Source organism: Neorhizobium sp. NCHU2750, from assembly GCF_003597675.1.
Lineage (GTDB): Bacteria > Pseudomonadota > Alphaproteobacteria > Rhizobiales > Rhizobiaceae > Neorhizobium.
Genome location: NZ_CP030827.1, coordinates 43,380 through 56,294 on the forward strand (window position 1 = coordinate 43,380; position 12,915 = coordinate 56,294).

At 61.0% G+C, this 12,915-nt stretch carries 12 protein-coding genes; 7 read left to right on the forward strand and 5 right to left on the reverse strand.

The window, feature by feature from the left end:
- The first annotated feature begins 2 nt into the window (after positions 1–2).
- The 5 genes from NCHU2750_RS00220 to trmB all read left to right on the forward strand — a co-directional run bounded on the left by NCHU2750_RS00220 (position 3) and on the right by trmB (position 5,662).
- Positions 3–1,175 carry a hemolysin family protein gene (locus NCHU2750_RS00220; protein WP_119938608.1) on the forward strand — a complete coding sequence of 391 codons (1,173 nt, stop codon included), beginning with the start codon at positions 3–5 and terminating at the stop codon, positions 1,173–1,175.
- 82 nt (positions 1,176–1,257) lie between these two features.
- Positions 1,258–2,859, forward strand: coding sequence for an apolipoprotein N-acyltransferase (lnt, locus tag NCHU2750_RS00225; RefSeq protein WP_119942767.1), 1,602 nt, complete (start codon positions 1,258–1,260; stop codon positions 2,857–2,859).
- A 149-nt stretch (positions 2,860–3,008) separates the two neighbouring features.
- Positions 3,009–3,425, forward strand: coding sequence for a helix-turn-helix domain-containing protein (locus tag NCHU2750_RS00230; protein ID WP_119938609.1), 417 nt, complete (start codon positions 3,009–3,011; stop codon positions 3,423–3,425).
- Between the two features lie 174 nt (positions 3,426–3,599).
- Positions 3,600–4,862: a methionine adenosyltransferase gene (gene metK / locus NCHU2750_RS00235; RefSeq protein ID WP_119938610.1), complete on the forward strand. Its 1,263-nt coding sequence runs from the start codon at positions 3,600–3,602 to the stop codon at positions 4,860–4,862.
- Positions 4,863–4,957: 95 nt separating this feature from the next.
- On the forward strand, positions 4,958–5,662 hold the full coding sequence (gene trmB / locus NCHU2750_RS00240) for a tRNA (guanine(46)-N(7))-methyltransferase TrmB (protein WP_119938611.1): 705 nt from the start codon (positions 4,958–4,960) through the stop codon (positions 5,660–5,662).
- A 19-nt stretch (positions 5,663–5,681) separates the two neighbouring features.
- On the opposite strand, the gene NCHU2750_RS00245 is transcribed toward trmB, so the two are convergent.
- Together NCHU2750_RS00245 and NCHU2750_RS00250 are read right to left on the reverse strand one after the other, a co-directional pair.
- A complete protein-coding gene (locus tag NCHU2750_RS00245) occupies positions 5,682–5,939 on the reverse strand; it encodes a BQ00720 family protein (RefSeq protein WP_119938612.1) in 258 nt (85 codons plus the stop codon).
- 44 nt (positions 5,940–5,983) lie between these two features.
- Complete coding sequence (locus NCHU2750_RS00250; protein WP_119938613.1) at positions 5,984–6,412, reverse strand: Hsp20 family protein; 429 nt, start codon at positions 6,410–6,412, stop codon at positions 5,984–5,986.
- A 190-nt stretch (positions 6,413–6,602) separates the two neighbouring features.
- Between NCHU2750_RS00250 and NCHU2750_RS00255 the strand changes: the two genes are divergently transcribed.
- Entirely contained in the window at positions 6,603–7,544 is a 942-nt protein-coding gene (locus tag NCHU2750_RS00255) for a nucleoside hydrolase (protein WP_119938614.1), read from the forward strand.
- 55 nt (positions 7,545–7,599) lie between these two features.
- Here NCHU2750_RS00255 and NCHU2750_RS00260 read toward each other — a convergent pair whose 3' ends face one another.
- The 3 genes from NCHU2750_RS00260 to NCHU2750_RS00270 all read right to left on the reverse strand — a co-directional run bounded on the left by NCHU2750_RS00260 (position 7,600) and on the right by NCHU2750_RS00270 (position 12,274).
- Positions 7,600–9,945 carry a methyl-accepting chemotaxis protein gene (locus NCHU2750_RS00260; RefSeq protein ID WP_119938615.1) on the reverse strand — a complete coding sequence of 782 codons (2,346 nt, stop codon included), beginning with the start codon at positions 9,943–9,945 and terminating at the stop codon, positions 7,600–7,602.
- A 182-nt stretch (positions 9,946–10,127) separates the two neighbouring features.
- The gene (locus tag NCHU2750_RS00265; protein WP_119942769.1) at positions 10,128–11,027 is read right to left on the reverse strand and encodes a ribokinase; all 900 of its coding nucleotides are present in this window, start codon (positions 11,025–11,027) and stop codon (positions 10,128–10,130) included.
- 50 nt (positions 11,028–11,077) lie between these two features.
- Positions 11,078–12,274, reverse strand: a complete 1,197-nt coding sequence (locus tag NCHU2750_RS00270) for a DNA recombination protein RmuC (RefSeq protein ID WP_119938616.1) — start codon at positions 12,272–12,274, stop codon at positions 11,078–11,080.
- A gap of 113 nt (positions 12,275–12,387) precedes the next feature.
- Between NCHU2750_RS00270 and def the strand changes: the two genes are divergently transcribed.
- Positions 12,388–12,903 carry a peptide deformylase gene (gene def, locus NCHU2750_RS00275; protein WP_119942771.1) on the forward strand — a complete coding sequence of 172 codons (516 nt, stop codon included), beginning with the start codon at positions 12,388–12,390 and terminating at the stop codon, positions 12,901–12,903.
- Positions 12,904–12,915 lie beyond the last annotated feature (12 nt).

A 12,915-nucleotide genomic window follows, 5' to 3' on the forward strand; every position in this document is an offset into this window, starting at 1 on the left:
CAATGAACGATTATTCGAGCAATGTCGCCCGCGAGGGCAAGGACAGTTCGGACTCACCCTCGTCGGACGAGGGCAGTAGTTCGGCAAGGTCCGAACATCATCCCAAATCCCACCATTCCTTTTGGTCGCGGGCCGTGCGCCTGCTCCGGCCATCGCAGGGCGAACAGTTGCGGGAAGATCTCGCCGACGCCCTGATGACCGATACCAATGTCAGCAGCGCCTTCTCCCCGGATGAGCGCGCCATGCTTCACAACATCCTCCGCTTCCGCGAGGTGCGCGTCGAGGACATCATGGTTCCCCGCGCCGATATCGAGGCGGTGGACATGAACATGACCATCGGCGAGCTGATGATCCATTTCGAGGAAACCGGTCGCTCGCGCATGCCGGTCTATAGCGACAATCTCGACGACGCCCGCGGCTTCGTCCATATCCGCGACCTCTTGTCCTATCTCGCCAAGCAGGCGCGCAACAAGCGGCGTGTCAGCGCCAAGACCTCCGCGGCCCACGCGTCCACGGCTGCAAACGGCACGGAGAAGCCGACCCGCACGCCACGACCCGCATTCGACCTTGGCCGCGTCAACCTCGAGCAGACGGTTGCCGAAGCCGGCCTCATTCGCAAGCTGCTCTTCGTGCCGCCGTCCATGCTCGCCTCCGACCTCTTGCGCTCCATGCAGGCGGCGCGCACCCAGATGGCGCTGGTCATCGACGAATATGGCGGTACCGACGGTCTCGTATCTCACGAAGACATCGTCGAGATGGTCATCGGTGACGTAGAGGACGAGCATGACGATCAGGAAGTCATGTTCTCCCGCACTGCCGACGACGTATTCGTCGCCGATGCCCGTATCGAGCTCGAGGAGATCGCCGAGGCGATCGGCCCGGATTTCGACGTGCGCGACCGTATCGAGGATGTCGACACGCTCGGCGGCCTGATTTTCTCGGCTCTGGGACGTATCCCCGTGCGAGGCGAGGTCGTTCAGGCCGTGCCCGGTTTCGAGTTCCAGATCCTCGAGGCCGATCCTCGCCGTATCAAGCGGGTCAAGATCCTGCGCAAGCGCGCCCTTGTCCGCCGCCGTCAGGCAAAGGGAGAAGGCGAGGTTGCACTTCCCGCTCCGGCAACACCGGCGCTGCTCGCTCCTCCGGCTGAGACCGGCTCTCAGCGCCCGGAAGCCTGACGCCTTCCCAAGCCGCTACCCGCGACAGCGCGCAGTTTTTTTGAAAGACTGCGGCTGTTGATTCGCGAGAAAAGGAATGCCCATGGAGCGGCTGGCAAACCGGGTCATGCTACTTTCGGGGCTTCCCCGCGCTGCGCTGGCATTTCTGGCAGGAGCGATCGGGGCACTGGCGGTGCCTCCCTTCAATGTCTTCGCCGTCCTTTTCATTTCCTTCACCGTGCTCGTATGGCTGCTCGACGGATCGACCGGCAATCTGCAAGGCAGCGTGTTCAGTCGGTTGCGCTCGGCCTTCGTCATCGGCTGGCTCTTTGGCTTCGGCTATTTTGTCGCCGGCCTCTGGTGGCTTGGTCATGCGCTGCTGATCGACGCGGATGAGTTTGCCTGGGCATTGCCGCTCGCCGTCCTCGGCCTGCCCGCCTATCTTGCGATCTTTTACGGCCTCGCCACGGCTGTCGCGCGCATTTTCTGGTCCGATGGCCTCGGCCGCATCGCAGCACTTGCCGGAGCATTCGGCGTCGCGGAATGGCTTCGTGGCTCAGCATTGACCGGCTTCCCCTGGAATGCCATCGGCTATGGTGCGATGCCGGTGCCGCTGATGATGCAGTCGGATGCCGTCCTCGGCATATTCGGCGTCAGCACGCTCGCCGTTTTCGTTTTTTCCGCGCCTGCCCTGCTAGGCACCGTGAAGGGCAGGGGGCTTGGCCTGACCATGGCGGCGCTTCTTGCCGTCGCGCATATCGGCTTTGGTGCGGCGCGACTTTATGACGCAGATAAAAAACTGGCTGTCGCAGGCGGCAAAAATACAACCATACGTATCGTTCAGCCGATGATCGATCAGGCAGCGAAACTGGATGATACCAACCGCGTCGAGATCTTCGAGGAGCATCTTCGTCTTACCGCCTTGCCGCCGGAAAAGGGTGACAAGCAGCCAGATATCATTGTCTGGCCCGAGACGTCCGTTCCCTTTATCCTGACCGAAAATCCGGACGCGCTGGCTCGGATCGCGGATGTTTTGAAAGATGGCCAGATCCTGATCACTGGTGCGGTACGCTCCGAAAATGCCGCTCCCGGCATTCCGCCCCGCTACTATAATTCGATCTATGTCATTGATAGCGATGGGCAAATTATATCGGCCTCGGACAAGGTTCACCTCGTTCCCTTCGGTGAATATGTTCCTTATGAGAGCCTGCTCGCGTCGCTCGGGGTCACGGACGCGATCGCGATGCCTGGTGGGTTTACCGCCGCGTCGTCGCGCTCGCTTCTCACCTTGCCGGGCGGAGCCCTGCTCTATCCGCTGATCTGCTATGAGGCGATCTTCCCGACTGAGATCGGCGACGATGTGTCTCGTGCATCTGCACTGCTGAATGTCACCAACGATGGCTGGTTCGGTGCAACCCCGGGACCCTATCAGCATTTTCAGCAGGCCCGCTTGAGAGCGGTAGAGACCGGATTGTTCCTGATTCGCGGTGCCAATACCGGAATTTCAGCCGTGATAGACCCATTTGGACGAGTAATACGGGGGCTCACATACAATCAAAAGGGTGTGATTGATGCCACTATAGATTGCATCAAGGTTGCCAGCTGGAGTAATAATGCGCGTCAATGGTACTTCTGGTTGGTTGTGGCGTTGATGTTTCTAATTGCAGCCGTCTCGCGTCTAGGTTTTAAATCTCGCATGAATTGACCAAAAACCCCCAAAATTGCATAGTGAGAACGCCTACCGTCTCGCCATATGCTTCCGAGCTTGGTTCTGTCGTCTCAAGCTTAAGAAGTGTAGCCTCCATACGCGGACCGGGTTGAATCGTAACTACAACTTCACCAGGACCCCCCATTATGATTGAAAACAAGAAAAAGCCGAACCCGATTGATATCCACGTCGGGAGCCGGATTAGACTGCGCAGAACTATGCTTGGCATGAGCCAGGAAAAGCTGGGCGAAAGCCTTGGCATTACCTTTCAGCAGATTCAGAAATACGAGAAGGGCACGAACCGCGTCGGCGCAAGCCGTTTGCAGAACATTTCGAGCATTCTCAACGTGCCGGTGTCCTTCTTCTTCGAGGATGCGCCGGGCGAAAGCTCTGGCGGTGCAACCGGCATGGCCGAAGCATCGAGCTCCAACTACGTCGTCGACTTCCTGTCGTCGTCGGAAGGCCTGCAGCTTAACCGCGCTTTCGTGAAGATCGCGGATCCAAAGGTTCGCCGCCGGCTGGTCGATCTCGTCAAGGCGCTGGCAGCCGAAGCCGAGGAATAAGACGCTCACGAGGCGGGGAGGAGAAGCGGCTTTTTGAGCCGCTTTTTTTTTGCCTGCGCAAGCCGCAAAAGTAATCGGTTCTACGTATAAAGATATATTTATGTCGTTGTGTTCTTGTCTTTGTCAGTCGAAGTCACTAAACATTTGCTGTCCATTCTTTGAGGGGTTCCCCGCATGCACGCCAATTACCTGTTCACTAGCGAGTCCGTGGCAGAGGGCCACCCGGACAAGGTCTGTGACCGTATTTCCGATGAAATCGTCGATCTCGTCTATCGCGAAGCCGCCAAGACCGGCATCGATCCGTGGTCGGTTCGCATCGCCTGCGAAACGCTGGCCACGACCAACCGCGTCGTCATTGCCGGCGAAGTTCGTCTGCCGCCAAGCCTGATGAAGAAGGACAAGAACGGCAACGACGTCATTAATCCATCCAAGTTCAAGTCCGCGGCACGCAAGGCCATCCGCGACATCGGCTACGAACAGGACGGCTTCCACTGGAAGACGGCGAAGATCGACGTGCTGCTGCATTCGCAGTCCGCCGACATCGCCCAGGGCGTTGATAGCGCCGCTGACAAGCAGGGTGACGAGGGTGCTGGCGACCAGGGCATCATGTTCGGTTACGCTTGCAAGGAAACCCCGGATCTCATGCCGGCGCCGATCTACTATTCCCACAGGATCCTGCAGCTGCTCGCCACCGCCCGCAAGAAGGGCGAGGGTGAAGCCGCCAAGCTCGGCCCTGACGCCAAGAGCCAGGTGACGGTACGTTACGAAAACGGCAAGCCGACCGAAGTCGACTCGATCGTTCTCTCCACCCAGCATATCGACGCAAGCTGGGATTCGAAGAAGGTTCGCCAGGTTGTCGAACCCTATATCCGCGAAGCGCTCGGCGACCTGCCGATCGCGGCCGACTGCAAGTGGTACATCAACCCGACCGGCAAGTTCGTCATCGGCGGACCGGATGGTGATGCGGGCCTGACCGGCCGCAAGATCATCGTCGACACCTATGGCGGTGCCGCACCGCATGGCGGCGGCGCCTTCTCCGGCAAGGACACGACCAAGGTCGACCGTTCGGCAGCCTATGCCGCGCGCTATCTGGCGAAGAACGTCGTCGCTGCCGGCTTCGCCGACCGCTGCACGATCCAGATCTCCTACGCGATCGGTATCGCCCAGCCGCTGTCGATCTATGTCGATCTGCACCAGACCGGCAAGAACGTCACCGAAGACCAGGTCGAAAACGCCATCCGCAAGGTCATGGACCTGTCGCCGACCGGCATCCGCCGTCACCTCGATCTGAACAAGCCGATCTACGCCAAGACTTCGGCCTACGGCCATTTCGGCCGCAAGTCCGGTCGCGACGGCTCCTTCTCCTGGGAGAAGACGGATCTGGTAAAGCCGCTCAAGGACGCCATGAAGGAAGATCTTCTGGCGGCTGCCGAGTAAGGCTTTTCCGATCGGGTCTTTACCGATTAGGTGATCACACGTTAAAGCGGGTGCCTTCTGCGGGCACCCGCTTCTTTGTTTTTGGAAGACTTCTCATGAGTGACGATCAGCAGCACCCGACACGCGCGACGGAGGCCTTCTATGGTCGCCGCAAGGGCAAGGCGCTCAGGGAGCGTCAGGCGGAGGGCATGGCGACGCTGTTGCCGGTGCTGAAGCTCGATCTTGCTACCCCGGCGCCGGAAAGTCTGGCCTCGCTCTTTCCGGTCCCCGCGGAGCGGATACGTCTGGAAATCGGCTTCGGCGGTGGTGAACATCTTGCCCATCGCGCCAAAGAAAACCCTAGCACTGGCTTCATCGGCGTCGAGCCTTTCGTCAATTCCATGGCCAAGCTGCTGGGCGAGATCGAAGCGTCGGGCCTGAAGAATATCCGCGTCTATGACGACGATGCCACCCAGGTTCTCGACTGGCTGCCGGACGCATCGATCGATCATATCGACCTTCTCTATGCAGATCCGTGGCCGAAGCGAAAGCACTGGAAACGCCGCTTCGTCTCGCAGGTCAACCTGGCTCGGTTCCATCGCGTGCTGAAACCCGGTGGTGTGTTCTGCTTCGCGTCCGACATTGATACCTATATCAACCACACATTGATGCATTGCCGCGACCATGGCGGCTTCGCATGGCAGGCAGAACAGTCGTCGGATTGGCTGACGCCCTATGCGGGATGGCCGGGCACGCGCTATGAGAACAAGGCGCGCCGCGAAGGGCGCTCTTCCGCCTATCTGACTTTCCTGAAGGCCTGAGGGATATACGGCAGACGGTTCAGTGCAGGCTGACCGTCTTCAGGTCGTCTTCAGCGGCCTTGAAGAAGGTGCTGGAGCGGTTGTCCGTCAGAAGGATCGGAGTGCCGTCTGCGCCGAACAAGGCCCATAGATCGAGGCTTGGATCGATATCTGGAGCTTCGGGAAAGCAGCGGGAAACCTCTTCTGAACCCATCTTGCGAATATAACCAACCTCACCTGCGCCGAGAACGGCAAGTTCGGATTGAGACAAACGCGTAGTCGCTTCTTTCAAGAGCATTCCGGCCTCCGGACTTGAGGGCAATCGGCTTTGATGCCGATGCCCTAGTCTGAGACGGAAATGTTAATTTTTCTCACCACGCGTTGCGGTTCGGGACGAATGAGGTCGACCGACAGCAGGCCGTTCTTCAGCACCGCCGTCGACACTTCCATTCCGTCGGCCAGCATGAAGACCCTCTGGAACTGCCGCGCTGCAATGCCGCGATAGAGATAGTCGCGTTCCAACTGCTCGACCTGCCGGCCGCGGATGACGAGCTGGTTTTCCTCGGTCGTCACATCCAGCTCCGCCTCAGAAAATCCGGCGACGGCAAGTGTGATGCGCAGCATCTCATGGCCGTCGGCGGACCGGGATGCGACACGCTCGATATTATAGGGCGGATATCCTTCATTGGCCTTGGCAAGGCGCTCCAGCGTCTTCTCCATCGCGTCGAAGCCCAGAAGGAGCGGGCTCGCGAAGGGCGTCATTCTGCTCATCGTTCAGTCCTTGCATCAAGCGACCATGCCGGCGCCCGAAAGGCACGCCGGGAGAGTATCTTATATGGGTTGCCGCCTCGCTGACCGCAAGCCGGCAGGAACCGGAAGCTGTGGGATGGCACCCGCCGACTGTACGCTTGACAAACCCTGTGCCTGCCGCCACCAATCGCCGCAAACCGGGGAGCAAGACATGTCGCCAAGAAAGATCATCATCGATACCGATCCGGGCCAGGACGATGCGGCCGCGCTCATGCTGGCCTTCGCCAGCCCGGACGAGATCGAAATCCTCGGCCTCTGTGCCGTCGCCGGCAATGTGCCGCTCTCCTATACCAGCCGTAACCTGCGCATCGTCTGCGAGCTCTGCGGCCATCCGGAAGCCAAGGTATACGAGGGGGCGCTGAAGCCGTTGAACCGCCCGCAGGTGACGGCAGAGCATGTCCATGGTAAGACCGGTCTCGACGGTGCCGATCTGCCCGAACCGACAATGTTGCCGCAGGCTCAGAATGCGATCGACTTCATCATCGACACCCTGATGCGCGAACCGTCTGGAACCGTCACCATCTGCACGCTTGGCCCGCTGACCAATCTCGCAATGGCGCTGCAGAAGGAACCGAAGATCGCCGGCCGTATCCAGGAGCTGGTGATGATGGGAGGCGGCTGCTTCGAGGGCGGCAACATCACGCCGGCTGCGGAATTCAACATCTATGTCGATCCGGAAGCGGCAAAGATCGTGTTCGATGCCGGCATCCCGACCGTCATCCTGCCGCTGGATGTCACCCATCAATTGCTGACCACCAAGGCACGCGTAGCAAAGATTGCCGCGATCGGCTCGCGCCCGGCGCAGGTTCTGGTCGAATGGTTGGCCTTCTTCGAGCGCTTCGACATCGAAAAATACGGCTCCGATGGCGGCCCGCTGCATGATCCGACGGTGATTGCCTACCTCCTGAAGCCGGAACTGTTTTCCGGCCGCCACTGCAATGTCGAGATCGAGGTTCAGTCGCCGCTGACGGCGGGCATGACCGTGGTCGACTGGTGGCACGTCACCGACCGCCAGCGCAACGCCACATTCATGCGCAATGTCGATGCAGACGGCTTCTTCGAACTTCTGACGGAGCGTGTCGCCCGCCTGTGATCAACAGGCGGCGTCGCTTTTTGCGCCGCCGCCCATCCGTTCATAGTTCCGTCTCTCAGAACTCTTCCCAGCTTTCGGCAACCGCGGCCGATCCATGGGAGATGCCGGCTATCCTGCGGGGAGCGGATGTCGCCGCCTTTCTGTCGGTCCGCGCCGCGGATCGCTCCGCCTGGGGCTTCCGCGAAAGATCCCGCCCGGAAGCGGCGGGAGCATCTGCAGCTGCGGATGTGCGGAACCGCTGGACGAGTTCGCGCAATGTCTCCGCTTCGCCGTTCAACACTGCGCTGGCGGCGGTCGTCTCCTCCACCATGGCCGCATTCTGCTGCGTAACCTGGTCCATCTGGTTGACGGCGGAATTGATCTCCTTGAGCCCCACCGCCTGCTCGCCGGCGGAAGACGAGATCTCGCGGATAAGCCCGTTGATCTGCATCACCTGCACGGCAATCTTCTGCAAGGCATCGCCGGCCTTGCCGACAAGGTCGACACCCTCGTGAACCTGCGTCGACGATGCGGTGATCAGCGCCTTGATTTCCTTGGCGGCGGTCGCCGAACGCTGGGCGAGCTCGCGCACTTCCTGAGCGACGACGGCAAAACCCTTGCCGGCCTCACCTGCACGGGCGGCTTCTACCCCGGCATTGAGCGCCAAGAGGTTGGTCTGGAAGGCAATCTCGTCGATCACGCCGATGATGCGGGAGATTTCCTGCGAGGAATGGGCAATGGCCTGCATGGACGCGACGGCCTTCTGTACGACTTCACCCGACTTCTCGGCGTCGTCGCAGGCAAGGTTGACGGTCGAGGCAGCCGTTCCGGCGTTTTCGGCGCTGGAATTGACCTGTTCCGTCAGCTCGTTGAGCGCTGCTGCGGTCTCTTCCAGGCTTGCCGCCTGCTGCTCGGTCCGGTGCGACAGGTCGCCGGTGCTGGCGCTGATCTCGCGCGTGCCGCTGCCGATATTGCGGATCGATGAGGTAACGGCGATCACCGTGTCCTCGATACTGTCGACCGCATTGTTGAAGTCATGCTTCAGCTTGGCATATTCGCCGGGGAACTCGCCGCTGAGACGGTGCTGCAGGTTGCCGTTGGAAAGCTCGGCCAGTCCGGCAGCCAGCGAAGCGACCACATGCGCCTGTTCACGCGCTGCCGCTTCACGCTCGGCGGCGGAACGGTGGCGCAGGCCCTCGGCCTCGTTGCGCTGAACCTCAGCCTCCGATGCCATCTTCCGGCCGTCTGCCAGCGAATGCCGGAAACCTTCAAGCGATCTTGCCAGCGCGCCGATTTCGTCATTGCGGTCCTGGCCTAGGACCTCCTGATCGTAACGACCCTCGCCAAGCTGGCCGACATTGCCGAGAAGCGCCTTCAGCGGGCGGCGAAGCAGCGAGCCGCTGGCAAAGTAGAGCGCCACGATCACGGCACCCAGCAACACGACGCCGCTGGCGATCATCATCCAGGTCTGTTCCTCCACCGGCGCAGTGATGACGCTCATCGGCACGTCGACGACGACCGCCCAGGTCGTGTTGAGATCCGGCACCGCAAAGGGATAGACGACGCGTTCGAACGCCTCGCCGTCGCTTCCGGCCATGTTCTCGATCGTTGCCGGCTTGCCGCTCTTCAGGGTGGCGAGCAGCGTCTCGCTTGCCTGTCCCTCGACGGCCTTCATCAGGTTGTCTGCGCTATCCGGCACGATCCACTTGCCGCCCTGCGATACGAGCAGAACCCTGCCGGCGCCGAAGGGATGCATGGACTGGAGCTTCTTCGACAGCGTGGCAAGCGACACGTCGACGCCGGCGATGCCGATCAGCTTGGAGCCGGACAGGACCGGATAGGCGATGGAACTCATGGCGGTCTTGTCGCCGGTTGAGCTCTCGATATAGGGCTGGGTCAGCGCGCCCTTTTTCGTCGTTGCCGGCAGGGCATACCATTCCGCCTGGGTATCGATGTCGAATGTGCTGAACGCGATGTCGCCGGCCTTGTTCTTCGTCCAGTAGGGGGCAAGCTCGCCCTTGGCATTGGCGCCTGATGCCTTGTTGCCGGCAAACTCCGCATTGCGGCCGTCGAACTGACCGGGGACTTCGGCAAACCAGCTGCCATAGGCGAAGGCATTCTGCTCGAGATTGGCCTTCAGCGTATCGACGACGGCCTTGCGGTCAAGATACCCGCCAGCCTGTCCGCGGCCGATCACGCCTGCCATCGAACGGGCCGCACCCGCCAGCTGACCGATCTCGGTGGCCACCTCGTTGCCGATGGCGCGTGCCTCGGTACTGGCCTGTTCGAGCGTCAGCGAGGTCACGCGGTCGCTCGTCTTGGAGATCAGAAACAGGTTGGACAGGATGAGCAGCAGCGCGATTGCGGCACTGGTGACGACGATGAGCTTGCTCGAAAGCGAGTTCAGGTGCAGGCGGGACATGACTTGCCTCATGGATCAGGGGGAAGATCGCTGACATGGCAAGTTGAAGCCCGCTCATCGGGCCATGCATGGCGCGAAAATTACGCGCCATAAGGGAGATGCCGCCGCGACGCTACTTCGCATCTGTTAAGTTTGATTGAAGTTTTAGCAAAATCAAACGCATCTCATCCGCCCGAAAATGTTCAGATGCGCGCGTCAACCTCTTCTGCCAGCGGGATGGATGGCTGGGCGCCGGGCTTGAGGCAGGCGAGTGAGCCGGCGACCGCCGCACGGCGCAGGGCCTCGGCGAAATCGAGGCCCTGGTCGAGGCTTGCCGCAAGATAGCCGCAGAACGTATCGCCGGCGCCGACCGTATCGACCGGTTCGATCGTGAGACCCTTTGCCGAAAGGATTTCTCCCTTTCGGATGGCGATGACGCCTTCGCCGCCGAGCGTGACCACGAAAGTCTGCCCGCTCGCCGCATGCAGGGACCTCAGTGCCGCCTCGCGCTCCGCCGTGGTTGCCGCCTTGCCTTTCGCCAGTGCATCGAATTCCGTCTCGTTGGCAACGACGATATCCGCGAGCGCGGAAAGCCGGGCGGCATCGGCCGTGAAGGGTGCCGTGTTGAAGATGCTCATCACGCCCTTTTCCCGTGCAGCCTTGAAAGCCGCTTCCACCGCCGGAGCGGGAATTTCGAGCTGCAGCATCAGAATATCGCCGGCTGCCATGGCCGTCACCGTCTTCACCGCCTCGTCCGGTGTCAGCGTGCCGTTTGCGCCCGGTACAACGGCGATCATGTTCTCGCCATTGCCGCCCACCAATACCAGTGCGGTACCGGTCGGCTCGCTGGCCTTCAGTACGGACGTGAGATCGGCTCCCGCCCCCTCAAGCAAGTCCAATGCCGGGGCGGCAAATGTATCATTGCCGACTGCGCCCGCCATTCTGACGGCACTTCCGGCGCGACGCGCGGCAAGCGCCTGGTTTGCCCCTTTTCCGCCTGCCGCCGTGGCAAAGCTCGAGCCTGCGACCGTCTCGCCGGGCCTCGGCAGTTCGGCCGTGTTGGCGATGAGATCCATGTTGATGGAGCCGAAGACGGTGATCATGCTATGCCTGCCGCTGATGACTGAAGTGCCGGCGACACTGCCCGAGGAGATCACTCCTCGTCAACTACCCTCAGTCGCAGCAGGCCGGTGCGGCTTTCAACCGATTTCTGTGCCGCAACCTCGGCCGAGCTTTCAGCGGTGGCAGGTGTTTCCAGCTCCAGCGACGTGATCCGGTTGCCCCGGCGGGTCAGTTTGTCCGTCGAGGTGAGGATCTGCTCCACATCCTTCTCGGCGGCGAGGAAATGCGACTGCAGCTTCCGGGTCCGGTCTTCCAGCCGCCCGAGATCTTCCATCAGTAACCCCACTTCGCCCTGGATCAGATGCGCCTGTTCGCGCATCCGCTGGTCGCGCAATACCGCCTGGATCACCTGGATCGACAGAAGCAGCAGCGATGGCGAAACGATCACCACGCGCGCCCGCTGGGCCCTCTGCACCACGGCATCGAAATGCTCGTGGATTTCGGCAAAGATCGATTCCGACGGCACGAACAGCAGAACCGTATCCTGCGTTTCGCCGGCGATCAGATATTTCTCCGCCACATCCTTGATATGGACCTCCATGTCCCGGCGGAACTGCTGGCCTGCAGCGCGCCGCGCATCCGGCGAGGCTGCCTCGCGAAACGCCGTCCAGGCCTCCAGCGGGAACTTGGCATCAATGATAAGCGGCGGCGCACCATTCGGCATCCGGATCACGCAATCCGGCCGCGTCCCGTTGGAAAGCGGCGACTGGAAGGAATAGGCACCCTGTGGCAATCCATCCGCGACGATCGTCTCCATGCGGCCCTGGCCGAAGGCGCCGCGCGTCTGCTTGTTCGACAATATCGCCTGCAGCCCGACGACATCCTTGGCGAGTGTCTGGATATTGTTCTGCGCCGCATCGATCACCGCCAGCCGTTCCTGCAGCTTGCGCAGGTTCTCATGCGTCGATTTGGTCTGTTCGGTAATCGTCGAGCCCAGCCGGTGGCTCATTCCGTCGAGCCGCTGGTTGACGGAATGATTGAGCTCGGCCTGGCGGGTGCTGATCGTCTCCGCCATCGCTGCGACACGGCCATGCATCTCGCCCTGCATGCGGACCAGTTCCGCCAGCCGCGCTTCGGCATCCGCCGTTCTCTGGGCCATCTCTTCGCGATGTCTGCCGGAGCGGAGCATGAGCACGACAGCGACCAGAATAACGAGCGCAGCCCCGACCAGCAGGATTGGCATCGCGCCTGTTTCAGCGGAGAGAAATTGGGCCAGATCAGTTTTCATGGGGGCACACTAGCAGATCATTGCGACTTTGAAAGATCAAAACGTGAACATTTGCGGGCGGCTTCGCGTAATGCCCTGTTCCCTCAGGGCAAAAGATGCGCTATGGCGTCCGCATGACCATCAAGCCTCTTATCATTCTCCCCGATCCGCTGCTCCGTCAGGTTTCCGCGCCGATCGAGACCGTCGATACCGAATTGCTCAAGCTTGCCGACGACATGCTGGAGACGATGTATGATGCGCCGGGCATCGGCCTTGCCGCGATCCAGATCGGCGTACCCCGCCGCATGCTCGTCATCGACGTATCGCGCGATGACGAGGAAAAGCGGCCGCAGGTCTTCATCAATCCAGAAATCGTCAAATCCTCGGATGAGCGTTCCGTCTATGAGGAAGGCTGCCTGTCGATCCCGGAATATTACGCCGAGGTCGAGCGGCCGGCGACGATCGGCGTGAAATATGTCGGGCGCGACGGCAAGGAACATATTGCGGAGGCCGATGGCCTTCTCGCCACCTGCCTGCAGCACGAGATCGACCACCTGAACGGCGTCCTCTTCATCGACCATATCTCGCGTCTGAAGCGGGAGATGGTGATCAAGAAGTTCACCAAGGCCGCCAAGGGCAAGGCTATCTGAGGCCTGCTGCGG

Coding starts and splice junctions, on each gene's coding strand:
- NCHU2750_RS00250 (WP_119938613.1), bottom strand. CDS start 6,412: ATGAGCAGAATGACGCCCTTCGCGAGCCCGCTCCTTCTGGGCTTCGAC.
- NCHU2750_RS00245 (WP_119938612.1), bottom strand. CDS start 5,939: ATGCTCTTGAAAGAAGCGACTACGCGTTTGTCTCAATCCGAACTTGCC.
- def (WP_119942771.1), top strand. CDS start 12,388: ATGACCATCAAGCCTCTTATCATTCTCCCCGATCCGCTGCTCCGTCAG.
- lnt (WP_119942767.1), top strand. CDS start 1,258: ATGGAGCGGCTGGCAAACCGGGTCATGCTACTTTCGGGGCTTCCCCGC.
- NCHU2750_RS00270 (WP_119938616.1), bottom strand. CDS start 12,274: ATGAAAACTGATCTGGCCCAATTTCTCTCCGCTGAAACAGGCGCGATG.
- NCHU2750_RS00220 (WP_119938608.1), top strand. CDS start 3: ATGAACGATTATTCGAGCAATGTCGCCCGCGAGGGCAAGGACAGTTCG.
- NCHU2750_RS00230 (WP_119938609.1), top strand. CDS start 3,009: ATGATTGAAAACAAGAAAAAGCCGAACCCGATTGATATCCACGTCGGG.
- NCHU2750_RS00260 (WP_119938615.1), bottom strand. CDS start 9,945: ATGTCCCGCCTGCACCTGAACTCGCTTTCGAGCAAGCTCATCGTCGTC.
- NCHU2750_RS00255 (WP_119938614.1), top strand. CDS start 6,603: ATGTCGCCAAGAAAGATCATCATCGATACCGATCCGGGCCAGGACGAT.
- NCHU2750_RS00265 (WP_119942769.1), bottom strand. CDS start 11,027: ATGATCACCGTCTTCGGCTCCATCAACATGGATCTCATCGCCAACACG.
- trmB (WP_119938611.1), top strand. CDS start 4,958: ATGAGTGACGATCAGCAGCACCCGACACGCGCGACGGAGGCCTTCTAT.
- metK (WP_119938610.1), top strand. CDS start 3,600: ATGCACGCCAATTACCTGTTCACTAGCGAGTCCGTGGCAGAGGGCCAC.